This window comes from Klebsiella sp. 141162 (assembly GCF_050600755.1).
Lineage (GTDB): Bacteria > Pseudomonadota > Gammaproteobacteria > Enterobacterales > Enterobacteriaceae > Klebsiella > Klebsiella aerogenes.
Genome location: NZ_JAQIRI010000002.1, coordinates 457,963 through 473,453, shown reverse-complemented (window position 1 = coordinate 473,453; position 15,491 = coordinate 457,963). Strand labels below are relative to the sequence as shown.

The 15,491-nt window shown below is 58.1% G+C and carries 15 protein-coding genes; 5 read left to right on the top strand and 10 right to left on the bottom strand.

The genetic code is table 11. The features are described from left to right. Positions 1-31: 31 nt before the first annotated feature. The 4 genes from fur to ybfF all read right to left on the bottom strand — a co-directional run bounded on the left by fur (position 32) and on the right by ybfF (position 2,657). Positions 32-484, bottom strand: a complete 453-nt coding sequence (gene fur, locus PGR23_RS09850; RefSeq protein ID WP_015367698.1) for a ferric iron uptake transcriptional regulator — start codon at positions 482-484, stop codon at positions 32-34. Positions 485-776: 292 nt separating this feature from the next. Next, complete coding sequence (gene fldA / locus PGR23_RS09845) at positions 777-1,307, bottom strand: flavodoxin FldA (RefSeq protein WP_015367697.1); 531 nt, start codon at positions 1,305-1,307, stop codon at positions 777-779. 149 nt (positions 1,308-1,456) lie between these two features. Further along, positions 1,457-1,750 carry a LexA regulated protein gene (gene ybfE / locus PGR23_RS09840; RefSeq protein WP_015367696.1) on the bottom strand — a complete coding sequence of 98 codons (294 nt, stop codon included), beginning with the start codon at positions 1,748-1,750 and terminating at the stop codon, positions 1,457-1,459. A gap of 133 nt (positions 1,751-1,883) precedes the next feature. After that, positions 1,884-2,657 carry an esterase gene (gene ybfF / locus PGR23_RS09835; RefSeq protein WP_045393004.1) on the bottom strand — a complete coding sequence of 258 codons (774 nt, stop codon included), beginning with the start codon at positions 2,655-2,657 and terminating at the stop codon, positions 1,884-1,886. A gap of 229 nt (positions 2,658-2,886) precedes the next feature. Between ybfF and seqA the strand changes: the two genes are divergently transcribed. From seqA to PGR23_RS09820, 3 genes are read left to right on the top strand one after another with little or no spacing between them, the layout of a single operon-like run. After that, positions 2,887-3,447, top strand: coding sequence for a replication initiation negative regulator SeqA (gene seqA / locus PGR23_RS09830; protein ID WP_045393006.1), 561 nt, complete (start codon positions 2,887-2,889; stop codon positions 3,445-3,447). Positions 3,448-3,479: 32 nt separating this feature from the next. Further along, positions 3,480-5,120 carry a phosphoglucomutase (alpha-D-glucose-1,6-bisphosphate-dependent) gene (pgm, locus tag PGR23_RS09825; RefSeq protein ID WP_047049249.1) on the top strand — a complete coding sequence of 547 codons (1,641 nt, stop codon included), beginning with the start codon at positions 3,480-3,482 and terminating at the stop codon, positions 5,118-5,120. Positions 5,121-5,175: 55 nt separating this feature from the next. Next, entirely contained in the window at positions 5,176-5,613 is a 438-nt protein-coding gene (locus PGR23_RS09820; RefSeq protein WP_045393008.1) for a hypothetical protein, read from the top strand. Here the strand turns inward: PGR23_RS09820 and kdpE are convergent. The 6 genes from kdpE to kdpF are packed head-to-tail and all read right to left on the bottom strand — an operon-like array spanning position 5,595 to position 13,380. Then, positions 5,595-6,272 (bottom strand): two-component system response regulator KdpE, encoded by a 678-nt coding sequence (kdpE, locus tag PGR23_RS09815; RefSeq protein WP_047049246.1) that lies wholly within the window; start codon positions 6,270-6,272, stop codon positions 5,595-5,597. The two genes, PGR23_RS09820 and kdpE, sit on opposite strands and share 19 nt — an antisense overlap. Continuing rightward, positions 6,269-8,956, bottom strand: a complete 2,688-nt coding sequence (gene kdpD, locus PGR23_RS09810; RefSeq protein ID WP_047068327.1) for a two-component system sensor histidine kinase KdpD — start codon at positions 8,954-8,956, stop codon at positions 6,269-6,271. The genes kdpE and kdpD overlap by 4 nt, the downstream gene beginning before the upstream one ends. A 3-nt stretch (positions 8,957-8,959) precedes the next feature. After that, entirely contained in the window at positions 8,960-9,532 is a 573-nt protein-coding gene (kdpC, locus tag PGR23_RS09805; RefSeq protein ID WP_045393015.1) for a potassium-transporting ATPase subunit KdpC, read from the bottom strand. A gap of 10 nt (positions 9,533-9,542) precedes the next feature. Next, positions 9,543-11,591, bottom strand: coding sequence for a potassium-transporting ATPase subunit KdpB (gene kdpB, locus PGR23_RS09800; protein ID WP_063447457.1), 2,049 nt, complete (start codon positions 11,589-11,591; stop codon positions 9,543-9,545). A 20-nt stretch (positions 11,592-11,611) separates the two neighbouring features. Then, entirely contained in the window at positions 11,612-13,291 is a 1,680-nt protein-coding gene (kdpA, locus tag PGR23_RS09795) for a potassium-transporting ATPase subunit KdpA (RefSeq protein WP_063447458.1), read from the bottom strand. Continuing rightward, positions 13,291-13,380 (bottom strand): K(+)-transporting ATPase subunit F, encoded by a 90-nt coding sequence (gene kdpF, locus PGR23_RS09790; protein WP_020079348.1) that lies wholly within the window; start codon positions 13,378-13,380, stop codon positions 13,291-13,293. Before kdpF ends, kdpA begins: the two co-directional genes overlap by 1 nt. A gap of 313 nt (positions 13,381-13,693) precedes the next feature. Between kdpF and PGR23_RS09785 the strand changes: the two genes are divergently transcribed. Together PGR23_RS09785 and phrB are read left to right on the top strand one after the other, a co-directional pair. Beyond that, positions 13,694-13,900 (top strand): DUF2517 family protein, encoded by a 207-nt coding sequence (locus tag PGR23_RS09785; protein ID WP_015367687.1) that lies wholly within the window; start codon positions 13,694-13,696, stop codon positions 13,898-13,900. A gap of 178 nt (positions 13,901-14,078) precedes the next feature. After that, complete coding sequence (phrB, locus tag PGR23_RS09780; RefSeq protein ID WP_320482277.1) at positions 14,079-15,488, top strand: deoxyribodipyrimidine photo-lyase; 1,410 nt, start codon at positions 14,079-14,081, stop codon at positions 15,486-15,488. Positions 15,489-15,491 lie beyond the last annotated feature (3 nt).

Here is a 15,491-nt window from a genome sequence, read left to right as displayed (position 1 = left end):
GTTGGCTTTTTACGACAAACGAGACGGGAAATTATTTATTCACCGCATCGTGGGCATGTTCATCTTCGCGGCAGTCGCCTTCCGCACAGTGGCCGTACAGGTACAGGCTGTGGTTGGTTAAGCGGATGCCGTGTTGGGCAGCAATTTCACGTTGGCGGGATTCGATAGAATCATCGCTGAACTCGATCACTTTGCCGCAATCGAGGCAAATCAGGTGATCGTGGTGGTGCTGCTGAGTCAGCTCGAATACGGATTTACCGCCTTCGAAGTTGTGACGAGTCACGATGCCTGCATCGTCGAACTGGTTCAGCACGCGGTAAACGGTAGCCAGACCAATCTCTTCACCCATATCGATCAGGCGTTTATATAAATCTTCCGCACTGACGTGATGGTTATCCGGTTCCTGCAACACTTCCAGAATTTTCAGTCGGGGAAGTGTGACTTTCAGGCCAGCCTTCTTTAATGCGATATTGTTGTCAGTCATGCGGAATCTGTCCTGTTGCTAAAGATCGGCTTCCTTCAAAGGGAAGCAATACAGAGAATCACCCGATGTAATGCGTCTCATTATAGAGCTGCAACTCTGAAATGAAAACTGCAACCATCGCGCCTTGTAAGCTGTCAAAAACGAATTACCAGCTACAAACTGTGTCACGTGACCTCGTGGAATCAGAGGACATTGTACAGATATGTGATGAAAAGTTAAAAACTTGTAGCTATTAGTTTGATTGCTTTTATCTATTAATTCAGCGCAGCTTAATAGCTGCGCTGTTTGATTCTTAGGCGTTTTTGATTTCTTCCAGATGCAGCTCTTCGGAAATCTGCTTCACCCACTTCTCAACGCGCTCGTTGGTCAGTTCCGGCTGACGGTCTTCATCAATCGCCAGACCTACGAAGTGATCGTCGTCTGCCAGGCCTTTAGAAGCTTCAAAGTGGTAGCCCGCGGTCGGCCAGTGGCCAACGATGGTTGCGCCGCGTGGTTCAATGATGTCACGAATGGTGCCCAGCGCATCGCAGAAGTATTCTGCGTAATCTTCCTGGTCGCCGCAGCCAAACACGGCTACCAGCTTACCGTTGAAGTCGATCTCTTCCAGCGTCGGGAAGAAGTCGTCCCAGTCGCACTGCGCTTCGCCGTAGTACCAGGTTGGGATGCCGAGCAGCAGAATATCGTGGCTTTCCAGATCTTCTTTGCTGCTCTTGGCAATGTCGTGAACTTCAGCAACGTCTTTACCGAGCTGCTTTTGGATCATTTTTGCAATATTTTCGGTGTTGCCGGTGTCGCTGCCAAAAAAGATGCCGATGATTGCCATGAGTAAAATAACCTCTTGAAACTTAATGATGTGGTAGTGGCATTATGCCTACAGTTAACGGCAATCATAGCAGAACAGGGAAGGGCGCGGAAACAGCAATAACGTCCTGGTGCACACTCTGCTACATGAAAGCGATTTTTTTGCGTTTTTCAGACTTCGCCCTGGTTACGCAGGCAGGCCAGTTGGTGCATCAGCATCTCTTCGATAAGATCGCTGCGGCTCATGTTGCGGGCTTCCGCCAGCTCATTAAGCGCGTCGACCGCATCGGCGTTGAGCTTCAACTCAACGCGCTTCAAGCCGCGAACTTTATCGCGTTTGAGCTGATTGCGTTTGTTGATGCGCAGTTGTTCATCGCGCGAAAGCGGATTGGTTTTCGGTCTACCCGGGCGACGCTCATTTGCGAACAAATCTAATGTCGTTCGGTCCGTTTGTTCTTTTGCCATGATTCAGAGTGACTTCGGGGAAACAAGCTGCCGGGCTATAGCCGGCGCAGATAGCGCGCCATAATACATCAGGCGAACCGCTGCGCCAACGACCGCGGGCATTATGCCGCGCGGTCGGGCGTTTTTTAGCCACTCAGGCTTCAATTGTGCTCAGATAACGGCGAATTGCGCGTAAAACCGCCTCGGGTTTTTCCGCATGCACCCAGTGTCCGGCGCCGGCAATGACGTGAGCGCGGGCCTGCGGGAACTGCGCCAGCAGCGCGTCGCGGTATTCATCGGTAACATAAGGGGAGTTGCCGCCGGGAATAAATTGCGCCGGGTGCGGCCAGGCTGGCACCGTTTCCCAGCCGACAATATGCGGGTATTGATCCCACAGCGCCGGCACGTTGAAGCGCCACGCGCCGTCGACAAAGGATTTCAGCAGAAACTGAATGACGCCTTCTTCATTTATATGCTCGCGCATCACCTGCGCCGCCTGCTGGCGGGTGCTGGCGGCGGATTCGCTGACGGCGTTAATCGCCGCGAAGATCTCATCATGACGGCGGACGTGATAAGCCACCGGCGCAATATCAATCGCCACCAGCCCGGCGATGCGATCCGGCGCCAGCGCAGTCAGCGCCATCACCGCTTTGCCGCCCATTGAATGGCCGATAAAGGTCGCTTTCTCTATCTGATGATCGTCAAGAGTATCCAACAGATCCTGCGCCATCGCGCGGTAGGTCATCTCCGGCGAACGCGGCGATAAGCCGTGGTTGCGCATATCGACCTGCAATATATCGTAGTCGGCGACCAGATCGCGGGCGAGGATCCCAAGGTTGTCCAGGCTGCCGAACAGGCCGTGTACCAGGACGATTGGGGATTTATTGTGCGGGTTTTGTGCAGATTGCGCTCGGCTATTTAATTTCATGGCAAAGTTCTTTTTTTCGCTCCGTCGGGTTAGGGTATTATGTTGGACATTCTGCCATTAGGCTGCAAGACCCGGAAGCATTCTGAGTTTTACCGCCATCCTGGTTTGACGCTATTCGCGGTTGGGATTTGTCCTCTATCTGATGCCTTTTGCGCAGTAGTGTGAAAGACAAAGGATAGTTAATCCCGACGACTTGTATTCAGAAACAAAGAAATCGCACTGGATTAAGATGAAAACAATCGAAGTTGATGATGAGCTCTACCGCTATATTGCCAGCCACACTCTGCATATCGGCGAGAGCGCATCCGACATTTTACGGCGCATGCTGAAATTTACCGCCGTTTCTCAACCTGCATCTGGCGCGCCTGCGGCGAAAGCCGCGCCGGCGGCTGCTCCTGCGGCGGCGCCAGTCGTCGAAGCGAAGCCGGCCAACCCGGTTAAAGATAAAGTCCGCGCCATGCGCGAACTGCTGTTATCTGACGAATACGCTGAACAAAAGCGCGCGGTTAACCGCTTCATGCTGGTATTGACTACGCTTTACTCGTTAGACAGTAAGGCTTTTTCAGAAGCCACTGAATCTCTGCACGGGCGCACCCGCGTATACTTCGCCGAAGATTCACGGACGCTGCTGAAAAGCGGTAATCAGACCAAACCGAAACAGGTTCCTGGTACGCCGTGGTGGGTTATCACCAATACTAATACCGGCCGTAAATGCAGCATGATCGAACACATCATGCAATCAATGCAGTTCCCTGCGGAGCTGATTGAAAAGGTTTGCGGCACGATCTAGTTAATTAAACTTTGCACCAGAAGGATCAGGCAATGGCAATCGATAAACGTGCGGGTCAGCCGGCACAACAGAGTGATTTGATTAACGTCGCCCAGCTGACCGCTCAGTACTATGTGCTGAAGCCGGAAGCGGGTAATGCGGAGCATGCGGTTAAGTTCGGCACCTCCGGCCATCGCGGTAGCGCAGGGCGCCACAATTTCAATGAGCAGCATATTCTGGCGATTGCGCAGGCGATTGCGGAAAACCGCGCGAAAAACGGCATCACCGGCCCGTGCTACGTGGGTAAGGATACCCACGCTTTATCCGAACCGGCATTCATTTCCGTGCTGGAAGTGCTGGCGGCGAACGGTGTTGATGTGATCGTTCAGGAAAACAACGGTTTCACCCCGACGCCGGCGGTCTCCAACGCGATTCTGGTGCATAACAAAAAAGGCGGCCCGCTGGCGGATGGTATTGTGATCACTCCATCGCACAACCCGCCGGAAGATGGCGGTATCAAATACAACCCGCCAAATGGCGGCCCGGCTGATACCAACGTGACGAAAGTAGTGGAGAACCGCGCTAATGAACTGCTGGCCGCCGGTCTGCAGGGTGTGAAGCGTATCTCTCTCGACGCCGCGCTGGCGTCCGGCCACGTAAAAGAGCAGGACCTGGTGCAGCCGTTTATTGAAGGGCTGGCGGATATCGTCGATATGGCGGCTATCCAGAAAGCGGGCCTTAAACTGGGCGTCGATCCGTTGGGCGGCTCGGGTATCGAATACTGGAAACGTATCGGCGAGCACTACAAGCTGGATCTGACCATCGTTAACGATCAGGTCGATCAGACGTTCCGCTTTATGCACCTTGATAAAGATGGCGCGATCCGTATGGACTGCTCCTCCGAGTGTGCAATGGCGGGTCTGTTGGCGCTGCGCGATAAGTTCGATCTGGCCTTCGCCAACGATCCGGATTACGACCGTCACGGTATCGTGACTCCGGCTGGGCTGATGAACCCGAACCACTATCTGGCGGTGGCTATCAACTACCTGTTCCAGCATCGCCCACAGTGGGGCAAAGATGTTGCGGTTGGTAAAACGCTGGTTTCTTCGGCGATGATTGACCGCGTGGTTAACGATCTGGGCCGTAAGCTGGTGGAAGTGCCGGTAGGCTTCAAGTGGTTTGTTGACGGTCTGTTCGACGGCAGCTTCGGCTTCGGTGGTGAAGAGAGCGCCGGGGCATCGTTCCTGCGTTTCGACGGCACGCCGTGGTCCACCGATAAAGACGGTATCATCATGTGCCTGCTGGCGGCGGAAATCACCGCGGTCACCGGTAAGAACCCGCAGGAGCACTATAACGAGCTGGCGCAACGCTTTGGCGCCCCGAGCTACAACCGTCTGCAGGCCTCCGCCACTTCCGCGCAGAAAGCGGCGCTGTCTAAGCTTTCGCCGGAAATGGTGAGCGCCGATACGCTGGCGGGCGATCCGATCACCGCGCGTCTGACCGCGGCGCCGGGCAACGGCGCTTCTATCGGCGGGCTGAAAGTGATGACCGACAACGGCTGGTTTGCGGCCCGTCCGTCAGGCACCGAGGACGCCTACAAAATCTACTGCGAGAGCTTCCTTGGCGAAGAGCATCGCAAGCTAATTGAAAAAGAAGCGGTAGAGATTGTCAGCGAAGTGCTGAAAAACGCCTGATTGTCCTATCAGCATCAGGCCCCCTGCGGGCCTGATTTTTTTCGCAAGGAATGCGATGAAATTACAACGGAAGTCCCTTTTTTTGTTCTGGGCGTGGATGGATCTCTTTTTCGTCCTGCAATTCTTATGGTGGAATATTTCCCACCGCCGTCTTCCTTTCTACGACGATCTACTGGCGTATCTTCAGCTGCTGCACACTTACGGCGCAGCGGCGGCCTGGCTGTACCCGCTGAATGTTCTGCTGATTATCAGCATTCCGCTGTCGATGATCCTATTTTTCCGTCAGAGCCGCTATGCGCTGTGGTTGGCCTGGGGGCAGGCGCCGCTCAGGCTGGTATTTATGCAGCCTTCGCTGTCGCTGGGTCTGTGGCTGATTCAAGCCGCCGGCGTCAGGAATTTAGCGATCCTGGCAGGCTTCCTGCTGCTCTCTGAAGGGCTGAAAATCGCCACTCTCTGGTACTGCAGAGGCGAATTTCAGGGCATAAAGCGATAGCCAATCCCGGTTTCGGTCAGCAGGTGCTGCGGCCGCGCCGGGTCAACCTCCAGTTTTTGCCGTAAGTGCCCCATATAAATCCGCAAATAGTGACTGTGTTCGACGGCGTTAGGCCCCCATACCTGATTCAGAAGCTGGCGCTGGGTGAGCACTTTGCCCGGATTGTTCAGCAGCGCCGCCAGCAGGCGAAACTCGATGGGCGTCAGGTGAATTTCTTCACTGCCGCGCACGATACGGCGGGCGGGGATATCGACGCTAATATCGGCAAAACGCACCACCGGCTCATCGGCCTGCGCGCTGCCGTGACGGCGCAGCGCGACGCGTAGCCGCGCCTGCAGTTCACCAATGCCGAACGGTTTACTTAGGTAGTCATCGGCGCCGGCGTCAAGGGCGGCGATTTTGTCATGCTCTTCGCTGCGCGCCGACAGCACGATAATCGGCATTTGGCTCCACTGGCGGACTTCGCGGATAAAATCATTACCATCCCCGTCCGGCAGGCCGAGATCGAGGATCGCTAAATCCGGTTTGCGGGTGGCGGCTTCGATTAGCCCGCGCTGCAGGGTTTCGGCTTCAAATACGCGCATGCCGTCAGCTTCCAGCGCAGTGCGCAGAAAGCGGCGGATAGCGTGTTCGTCTTCGATGATTAAAACGTTAATCACAATTCCTCGGTTAACTCTTCCAGTTCTGGGGGCGCTTCTCGCGGCAGTGTAACACGGAAACAGGCGCCGCCCTCCGGACGGTTGCTGGCGGTAATGCTACCGTCGTGCACCTCGACAATGGCCTGGCAAATGGCCAGCCCCAGGCCGACGCCGGGGATAGCAGACTCTTTATTACCACGGGCGAATTTATCAAAGATAGCCTGTTCCTGGCCTGCCGGGATCCCAGGACCATTATCCCAGACTTCAATGATCAACTGCTGCCTATCCGCTTCGGCGTGAATGCCAATCTGCGCCTGCGCGCCGGCGTATTTATGCGCGTTCTCCAGCAGATTGATCAGCACCCGTTCAAACAGCGGGCCGTCAACGTGGACCAGCAGCAGCGGGTCCGGCAGCGACAGCTGGATGCGCTGGCCGCCAAGCCCAGGCTCCAGCATACGCAGGGCGCTGCCAACAACCTCTTCGAGGGTTAACCACTCTTTGTGCAGATTAAAACCGCCGGACTGGATACGCGCCATATCCAGTAGATTATTCACCAGCCGGGTGGTGTTGAGCACGTGCTGGCGAATTTCGTTGGCCTGCGGCGCGTGCTTCGAACCTTCGCTGGCCAGATCGAGAGTGAGGATCTCCGCCTGGCCGAACAGGACCGTCAGCGGCGTCCGCAGATCGTGAGAGAGGGCGGCCAGCAGTGAGTTGCGCAGGCTTTCGCGTTCGCTGGTCAAGCGCGCCTGTTCTTCGCTGGCGGTCAGGGTCAGGCGCTCAAGGGCGCTGGCCACCAGCAGGGTAAAGGTTTCCAGCAGTCGCTGTTGTTCCGGGATCATCAACTGACGCAAATTTTCCGGTTCGACCAGCAGCAGCCCCCAGGTGCGGGCGGCGCTTTGTAGCGGCAGAATTTGATATGGTACGCCGGGGAGAGTGTCGGTGCCGGCCCCGGCTGGCTGGCCTTTATCAAAACTCCAGCGGGCAATCGCATCATCCCACGAGAAAACGCCGGATTGCTGGGTCATCGGCTGCAGCTGCCCGTTCTCATCCGGCAGCAGTAGTTGGCTGCGGGCCTGAAAAGTGGAAGTAATAAAGCGTTCGCTGGTGGCGGCGATATCTTCGCGGCTGCGTCCGACCGCCAGCGCTTTCGACATTTCATACAGATGCCGGGTACGCCGCTCGCGATAACGCGCCACCCGCGCCTGGTAACGCATCCCGGCGGTCAGATTGCCGATCACCAGACCAACGGTCAGCATCACGCCGAACGTCAGCAGATACTGGACGTCGGAAACCGCCAGCGTACCGCGTGGGGCGACAAAAAAGAGATCGAAGCTAATGACGTTGATAAAGGTCGCCAGCACCGATGGCCAGCGGCCATACAGCAGAGCGATTATCACCACACCCAGTAGATAGAGCATCACCAGGTTGGCGGCCTCAAAGGCCATCAGCCACTGCATGGCAACCACGGTGATAATGGCGCACAGCGCCACGGCCAGCAGACAGCCCTTCAACTGCTGGCGCCACTTATCGATCGCCGTGCGGTTGTCGTTCGCGCGGGCGGGCAGAGAAGCCGGTTTTTCATCCAGCGCGATCACCACCAGATCGAGGTCCGGGGCGCGGCGCGCCAGACGGTCGGCAAATCCGGCTCGTTCCCACCAGCGTCGCTCCCCCTGGCGACCAATCACAATTTTGCCGAGGTTATGTTCGCGAGCGTAATGCAGTACCGCTTTTTCTTCCGATGGATCGGAGAGGGTGGCGGTTTCGGCGCCTAACTCTTGCGCCAGCTTCAGCGCCGCGAGGATCGCCCGCCGTTTGGCCTCCGGTAGACGGTGCAGCGAGGGGGTTTCCACGTATACCGCGTGCCAGACGCTGCCGAGCCTGGCCGCCAGCCGGGCGGCGGCGCGAACCAGTTTTTCGCTGCCGGTGTTGTGGCCGATGCACAGCAGAATGGCGTCGCGGGTGTGCCAGACTTTTTCCTGCCCCTGGCGGTCGCGCCAGGCGCGCATTTGTTCGTCTACACGGTCGGCGGTACGGCGCAGCGCCAGCTCGCGCAGGGCGATCAAATTACCTTTGCGGAAGAAGTTTTCGATGGCGCGTTCGGCCTGGCCGCCAATGTACACCTTGCCCTCATTCAGGCGCTGGCGCAGATCGTCCGGCGGTAAATCCACCAGAACTACATCATCGGCGGCGTCGAAGAAGGGGTCGGGGACGGTCTCGCGCACCTGCACGCCGGTAATACCGCTGACCACGTCATTGAGGCTTTCAAGATGCTGGACGTTGACGGTGGTGAAGACGTCGATACCGGCTTCGAGCAGCTCTTCGACGTCCTGCCAGCGTTTCGGGTGGCGCGAACCCGGCGCGTTGCTGTGCGCCAGTTCGTCCACCAGGATCAGCGCCGGACGGCGGGCCAGCGCGGCATCAAGGTCAAATTCATGGACGTAGCGTCCGCGATGGGAAATGCGTTTTTGCGGGAGGGTGCTGAGCCCCTCCAGCATGGCGGCGGTATCTTTGCGGCCGTGGGTTTCCGCCACGCCGATCAGAATATCCAGCCCCTGAGCGCGCAGCCGCTGCGCTTCCGCCAGCATTGCCCAGGTTTTGCCCACCCCGGCGCAGGCGCCGAAAAACACCTTCAGCTTGCCGCGATGCGGCGCAGCGGTTTGTTGCAGCAGACGGTCAGGGTCCGGACGCAGCGGCTCGTCACTCATTGATTAATCCTTTAGGGCATCCAGCGCCATATTCAGTTGCAGTATATTTACCACAGGTTGACCGAGAAAACTGAGCAACGGTTTTTGCGTCGCCTGATCCACTAGCTGTTTCACCTGCGCGTCGCTGAGATTGCGCGCTTTAGCGACGCGCGGTACCTGCCACAGCGCCGCGGCAGGGGTCAGGTTGTTATCCAGCCCGCTGGCCGATGCGGTAACCAACTCGACCGGCACCGTTGGGTTCGCTTGCGGGTTCGCGGCGCGTAACGCCTGTACCCGTTCGCTAATCGCTTTATCCAGCGCCGGATTGCTGACCGCCAGATTACTGCCGCCAGAGGCCAGCGGATTATCCGCCACCTCGGCCGTCGCGGAAGGGCGGCCGTGGAAATAACCGGCTGCGGTAAAGTTCTGCCCGATCAGCGCGGAGCCGCGCACTTCGCCGTCGATCTGGATCAGCGAGCCGTTAGCCTGCTGCGGGAACCACCACTGCCCTAAGGCGGTAGTCAGCAACGGATACAGGCCGCCAGTGAGCAGGGTTAACAGAATAAATAGCACAAATGCCGGACGAATCAATGACATGGTAGTTTCCTCACACCAGACCGGTCAGGGTCAGCAACAGGTCGATGGCTTTAATACCAACGAAAGGCACAATCAGGCCGCCGAGGCCGTAAACCCACAGGTTGCGGCGCAGCATCGCCGATGCCGACAGCGGACGATAGCTCACGCCCTTCAGCGCTAAAGGGATCAGGCAGACGATAATCAGGGCGTTGAAAATAACCGCGCTCATGATCGCCGAAGAGGGCGAGTGCAGATGCATCACGTTCAGCATCGCCAGCTGCGGATAGGCGGCGGCGAAGGCGGCCGGAATAATCGCGAAATACTTGGCGACGTCGTTGGCGATACTGAATGTAGTTAACGACCCACGGGTCATCAGCATCTGTTTACCGATATGCACCACTTCAATCAGCTTGGTCGGGTTCGAGTCGAGATCCACCATATTGCCCGCCTCTTTCGCCGCCTGGGTGCCGGAGTTCATCGCGACCGCTACATCAGCCTGCGCCAGCGCCGGGGCGTCGTTGGTGCCGTCGCCGGTCATCGCCACCAGCCGTCCTTCCGACTGATACTGGCGAATCAGCGCCAGCTTGGCTTCCGGCGTCGCTTCGGCCAGAAAATCATCAACCCCCGCTTCGGCGGCGATGGCGGCGGCGGTCAGGCGGTTATCACCGGTGATCATCACCGTTTTAATGCCCATTTTGCGCAGCTGGGCGAAACGCTCTTTAATGCCGCCTTTGACGATATCTTTAAGCGAAATAATCCCCAGTACGCGCTCGCCTTCCGCGACGACTAGCGGCGTGGCCCCCTGGCGGGCGACCTCTTCTACCTGCTTATCGACATCGGCCGGGAAGTGGCCGCCGTTAGCTTCGATATGGCGGCGAATCGCGTCTACCGACCCTTTGCGGATCATACGTTGGTCGATGTTGATACCGCTCATACGGGTCTGGGCGGTAAAGGGGACAAATGTGGCGTGCAGCGACTGCAGGTCGCGTTCGCGCAGATTAAAGCGCTGTTTCGCCAGCACCACGATGCTGCGGCCTTCCGGCGTTTCATCCGCCAGCGACGACAGCTGGGCGGCATCGGCCAGCACGCGCTCTTCGACGCCGCGCGCCGGCAGGAATGCCGAGGCCTGACGGTTGCCGAGGGTGATGGTACCGGTTTTATCCAGCAACAGTACGTCGACATCGCCGGCGGCTTCCACCGCGCGACCGCTGGTGGCGATAACGTTGGCGCCGAGCATTCTGCTCATCCCGGCGACGCCGATAGCGGAAAGCAGGCCGCCGATGGTGGTTGGGATCAGGCACACCAGCAGCGCCACCAGCACGGTAACGCTAACCGCATTACCGCTCCACGCCGAGAAGGGCCAGATGGTGGCGGTAGCCAGCAGGAATACCAGCGTCAGGGCGATCAGCAGGATCGTCAATGCGATTTCGTTCGGCGTTTTACGGCGCTGCGCCCCTTCAACCATGGCGATCATCCGGTCGAGGAAGGTTTCACCAGGGTTGACGCTGCAGCGGATCACCAGCCAGTCAGAAAGGATCCGGGTACCGCCAGTTACCGAGGCGAAATCGCCGCCGGACTCGCGGATCACCGGCGCGGATTCCCCGGTGATGGCGCTTTCATCTACCGAAGCGCCGCCTTCGATCACTTCGCCGTCGCAGGGGATAATGTCGCCGGCTTCCACCAGCACGATATCGCCTTTGCGTAACTCTTCCGCCGGGACGTGATCCATCGGGGCATCGTGCTGGGGCGCGCGCAGCTTACGGGCGAAAGCGGTTTTCTTCACTCCTTTCAGGCTATTGGCCTGCGCTTTGCTACGTCCTTCGGCCATGGCTTCGGCGAAGTTGGCGAACAGTACGGTAAACCATAGCCACAGGCTGACGGCGGCGGTAAAACCGGCGTGACCCGCGAGATACCCCCCGGCCATGGCGATCGCCAGCAGGGTGGTCAGCACGCTGCCGATCCAGACGATAAACATTACCGGGTTACGCCACTGCACCGAGGGGCTGAGTTTTTTCACCGCATCCAGCAGTGCCTGACGCACCAGCGTCGGCTCCAGCAGGGCTAATTGTTTGCGACTCATAACAGGCTGCTCCGCATCGCTTAAAGTAAAGAGAAGTGTTCCGCCACCGGGCCGAGCGCCAGTGCGGGGATAAAGGTCAGGGCGCCGACCAGCAGGACGGTGCCGATCAGCAGGCCGATAAACAGCGCATCGTGGGTGGCGAGCGTCCCGGAGCTGGCGGGCTGAATTTTCTTATTCACCAGCGACCCGGCAATCGCCATCACCGGGACGATCACCCCGAAGCGGCCCACCAGCATGCAGAACGCCAGCAGCAGGTTCCAGAAGGTCGTGCCGGCGCTTAAGCCGCCGAAGGCGCTGCCGTTGTTGTTGGCCGCCGAGGTGACCGCGTACAACACTTCGCTAAAGCCGTGCGGCCCAGGATTCAGCATGGCGCTGCGTCCGGCTTCGGTCATCATCGCCAGCGCGGTGCCGAGCAGTACCAGCGTCGGGGTCACCAGAATCGCCAGCGCGATCATTTTCATTTCGCGCACGTCGATTTTCTTGCCGAGATATTCCGGCGTGCGGCCAATCATCAGCCCGGCGATAAATACCGCCAGCATGACGAACAGCAGCATGCCGTACAGCCCGGAGCCCACGCCGCCGAAGACCACCTCGCCAATCTGCATCAGCCACATCGGCACCATGCCGCCCAGCGCGGTGAAGGAATCATGCATCGCGTTGACCGCGCCGCAGGAGGCCGCAGTAGTGACTACCGCAAACAGGCTGCTGGCGAGAATGCCAAAGCGGCTCTCTTTCCCTTCCATATTCAGGCTGCTGTCGGCGCCAAGGCTGAGCAGATGCGGATTTCCGCGGGTTTCCGCCCACATCACCACCGCCACGCAGACCACGAAAATCAGCGCCATCGCCCACAGGATGGCGCGTCCCTGACGGCGATCGCCGACCGCTTCGCCAAAGGCAAAACACAGCGCCGCCGGGATCAGGAAGATCGCCAGCATCTGCACCAGGTTGGTTAACGCCGTCGGGTTCTCAAACGGATGCGATGAGTTGGCGTTAAAGAAGCCGCCGCCGTTGGTACCGAGCATTTTGATTGCTTCCTGCGAGGCGACCGGTCCCATCGGCAGCCACTGGCGAACGCCTTCCAGGCTGGTGAACGGCTGATAAGCCTGCAGGTTCTGCGGCACGCCCTGTTGCACAAAGAACAGCGCGATCAGCAGAGAAAGAGGCAGTAGCAGCCACAGCGTAATGCGGGTCAGGTCGACCCAGGCGTTGCCGAGGGTGCTGACTTTCTGTCGCGCCCAGGCGCGGGTCAGCACGAAGATAACCGCAATACCGGTCGCGGCCGACAGGAAGTTTTGCACCGCCAGACCTACCATCTGGCTGAGATAGCTCATGGTGGTTTCCCCGGCGTAGGCCTGCCAGTTGGTGTTGCTGACGAAGCTTACCGCGGTATTCAACGCTAAATCCCAGGACAGATTGGGGAAGTGCTGCGGATTGAACGGCAGCCAACCCTGACACATCAGCAGCGCCATCAGCGCCGCGAGACCAATAGCGTTAAACAGCACAATGGCTATCAAGTACTGCCGCCAGTCCATCTCCTGGCTGCGAATCCCCGCCAGCCGCCAGATACCGCGCTCAACGCCGGCAAGCCCCGGGAGCGGAACATCGTTTATCATTCGCGCCAACAGCGAACCGAGTGGCCGCGCCAGCACCAGCAGTACCAGCAGGAAGCTGGCGATAAGTAAGAACCCTTGCGCGGCCATCAGAACGCCTCCGCATGTATCAGGGCATAGACCAGATACGCCAGCAGCAGGAACACCAGCGTTACGCCGGCAATGATGCCTGTAGTCACTTTCCACCTCCGGGTGTGTCTCTTATTGATATACCGAGAGGGTAGAAATTTCGGCGCAAAGATTTCGCAAAAATCGCCGCGGGCGGTGTAAAAAAAGTATAAAAATGGCTAAAGGCACAATTTAACTAATGATTAGTATTAATTTAACTTTTTTGTAACTCAATTACGCCGTGAATGTAAATTAAGTATAAATAAGTGCTTTTTAGTGGTCGGATGAGTAGTAAAATTACAACCAGCGCGGTACTATTTGTGCAGACAAACATTGTGACATTTACCGGCGTTGCTTGCCGGCCTGACAAAGGGGAGAGAAATTATGGCGTTGTACAAAGCTTATCCTGCTCACATTATCCTGATGCGTCGCGCTTTCGCCGTCGTGGCCGGGGTTGCTGCGCTGCCGGTGATGCTGTTCTGGAAAGATCGTGCCCGTTACTACAGCTGGCTGCATCGCGTATGGGCGAAAACCAGTGAGCAGCCGGTATGGATGGCGCAGGCGGAAAAAGCCGCGCACGATTTCTACTAATCCGCGCTGCTACGACGAATATAGAAACCGCCGGTTGACGACCGGCGGTTTTTTTTCGTCTGCTGTCTACACTTAGCTTTCACGCGCCGTGGCAGAATTGGCAGGTGCTTATTTTGCCGCAGCGCGCTATTTTGCCGGCCTGAGTGATGAGTTTTGCTTACGGAGAGTGAGGAGTTTTATGGCCACCCATCTGGTCTGGTTTCGCATGGATTTACGCCTTCACGATAATCTGGCGCTGGCCGCCGCCTGCCGCGACCCGCAGGCGCAGGTGCTGGCGCTGTATATCGCCACGCCAGAGCAGTGGCGCCAGCATCATATGGCGCCGCGCCAGGCGGCCTTTATCGCCAGCCATTTACGCAGCCTGCACGCGGCATTAGCGGAACGCGGTATTCCGCTGCTGGTAGAAGAAGCGGACGATTTCGCCGCCAGCATCGAGCTGCTGACGCGCTTCTGTAAACAGCACCAGGTGAGCCATCTATTTTATAACTATCAGTATGAGTTTAATGAGCGCCGGCGCGACGCCGGTGTTGAGAAAAGCCTGACAGAAGTTACCTGTCAGGGGTTTGACGACAGCGTGCTGTTGCCGCCGGGCAGCGTGATGACCGGCAACCGCGAGATGTATAAAGTCTTTACGCCGTTTAAAAATGCCTTTATCCGCCGCCTGCGTGAAGGGCTGCCGGAGTGCGTGGCGGCGCCTAAACCACGCCCGTCAGCCGCCCGTCAGGCGCCGCCGCTGCCTGAAATCAACTATCCGCAAACGGCATTTGACACCGATCTGTTCGCGGCGGATGAAAAAACAGCGCTCGCTCGATTGCGCGCGTTTTGCCAGCAGCCGGCGGCGGATTACGATCAGCAGCGCGATTTCCCGGCAATAGAAGGAACCAGCAGGCTATCGCCGTGTCTCGCGGTAGGCGTACTGTCGCCGCGCCAGTGCCTGCATCGCTTGCTACGGGAGCAGCCCGGCGCGCTGGATGGCGAAGCGGGCGCAAGCTGGCTGAACGAGCTTATCTGGCGCGAGTTCTATCGTCATCTGATGGTTTACTACCCGAAACTGTGTAAAGGCCGGCCCTTTGTCGCCTGGACCGACAAGGTCGCCTGGCGCAGCAATGAGGATGAACTGCGGGCCTGGCAACAGGGGCAAACCGGTTTCCCCATCGTCGATGCCGCCATGCGGCAGCTTAACGCCACCGGCTGGATGCACAACCGCCTGCGGATGATTGTCGCCAGCTTCCTGGCGAAAGACCTGCGCCTCGACTGGCGGCAAGGCGAGCGCTATTTCATGAGCCAACTGATCGACGGCGATTTGGCGGCCAACAACGGCGGCTGGCAGTGGGCGGCCTCGACCGGTACCGACGCAGCCCCTTACTTTCGTATTTTCAATCCGACGACCCAGGGGGAGAAATTTGATAAGCAGGGCGAGTTTATTCGCCGCTGGCTGCCGGAACTGGCGGAAGTACCAGAGAAAGCGCTGCATCAGCCGTGGCTGTGGGCGGATAAACAGGGGGTAGCGCTGAAGTATCCGCGCCCGCTGGTTGACCATAAGCAGGCGCGGCTGGAGACGCTGGCGGCCTGGGAAGCCGCCAGATAGTTT

What these genes read in the sequence shown, in the direction of transcription:
- fur (WP_015367698.1), bottom strand. Translation starts at nt 484, where the DNA reads ATGACTGACAACAATATCGCATTAAAGAAGGCTGGCCTGAAAGTCACA.
- fldA (WP_015367697.1), bottom strand. Translation starts at nt 1,307, where the DNA reads ATGGCAATCATCGGCATCTTTTTTGGCAGCGACACCGGCAACACCGAA.
- ybfE (WP_015367696.1), bottom strand. Translation starts at nt 1,750, where the DNA reads ATGGCAAAAGAACAAACGGACCGAACGACATTAGATTTGTTCGCAAAT.
- ybfF (WP_045393004.1), bottom strand. Translation starts at nt 2,657, where the DNA reads ATGAAATTAAATAGCCGAGCGCAATCTGCACAAAACCCGCACAATAAA.
- seqA (WP_045393006.1), top strand. Translation starts at nt 2,887, where the DNA reads ATGAAAACAATCGAAGTTGATGATGAGCTCTACCGCTATATTGCCAGC.
- pgm (WP_047049249.1), top strand. Translation starts at nt 3,480, where the DNA reads ATGGCAATCGATAAACGTGCGGGTCAGCCGGCACAACAGAGTGATTTG.
- PGR23_RS09820 (WP_045393008.1), top strand. Translation starts at nt 5,176, where the DNA reads ATGAAATTACAACGGAAGTCCCTTTTTTTGTTCTGGGCGTGGATGGAT.
- kdpD (WP_047068327.1), bottom strand. Translation starts at nt 8,956, where the DNA reads ATGAGTGACGAGCCGCTGCGTCCGGACCCTGACCGTCTGCTGCAACAA.
- kdpC (WP_045393015.1), bottom strand. Translation starts at nt 9,532, where the DNA reads ATGTCATTGATTCGTCCGGCATTTGTGCTATTTATTCTGTTAACCCTG.
- kdpB (WP_063447457.1), bottom strand. Translation starts at nt 11,591, where the DNA reads ATGAGTCGCAAACAATTAGCCCTGCTGGAGCCGACGCTGGTGCGTCAG.
- kdpA (WP_063447458.1), bottom strand. Translation starts at nt 13,291, where the DNA reads ATGGCCGCGCAAGGGTTCTTACTTATCGCCAGCTTCCTGCTGGTACTG.
- PGR23_RS09785 (WP_015367687.1), top strand. Translation starts at nt 13,694, where the DNA reads ATGGCGTTGTACAAAGCTTATCCTGCTCACATTATCCTGATGCGTCGC.
- phrB (WP_320482277.1), top strand. Translation starts at nt 14,079, where the DNA reads ATGGCCACCCATCTGGTCTGGTTTCGCATGGATTTACGCCTTCACGAT.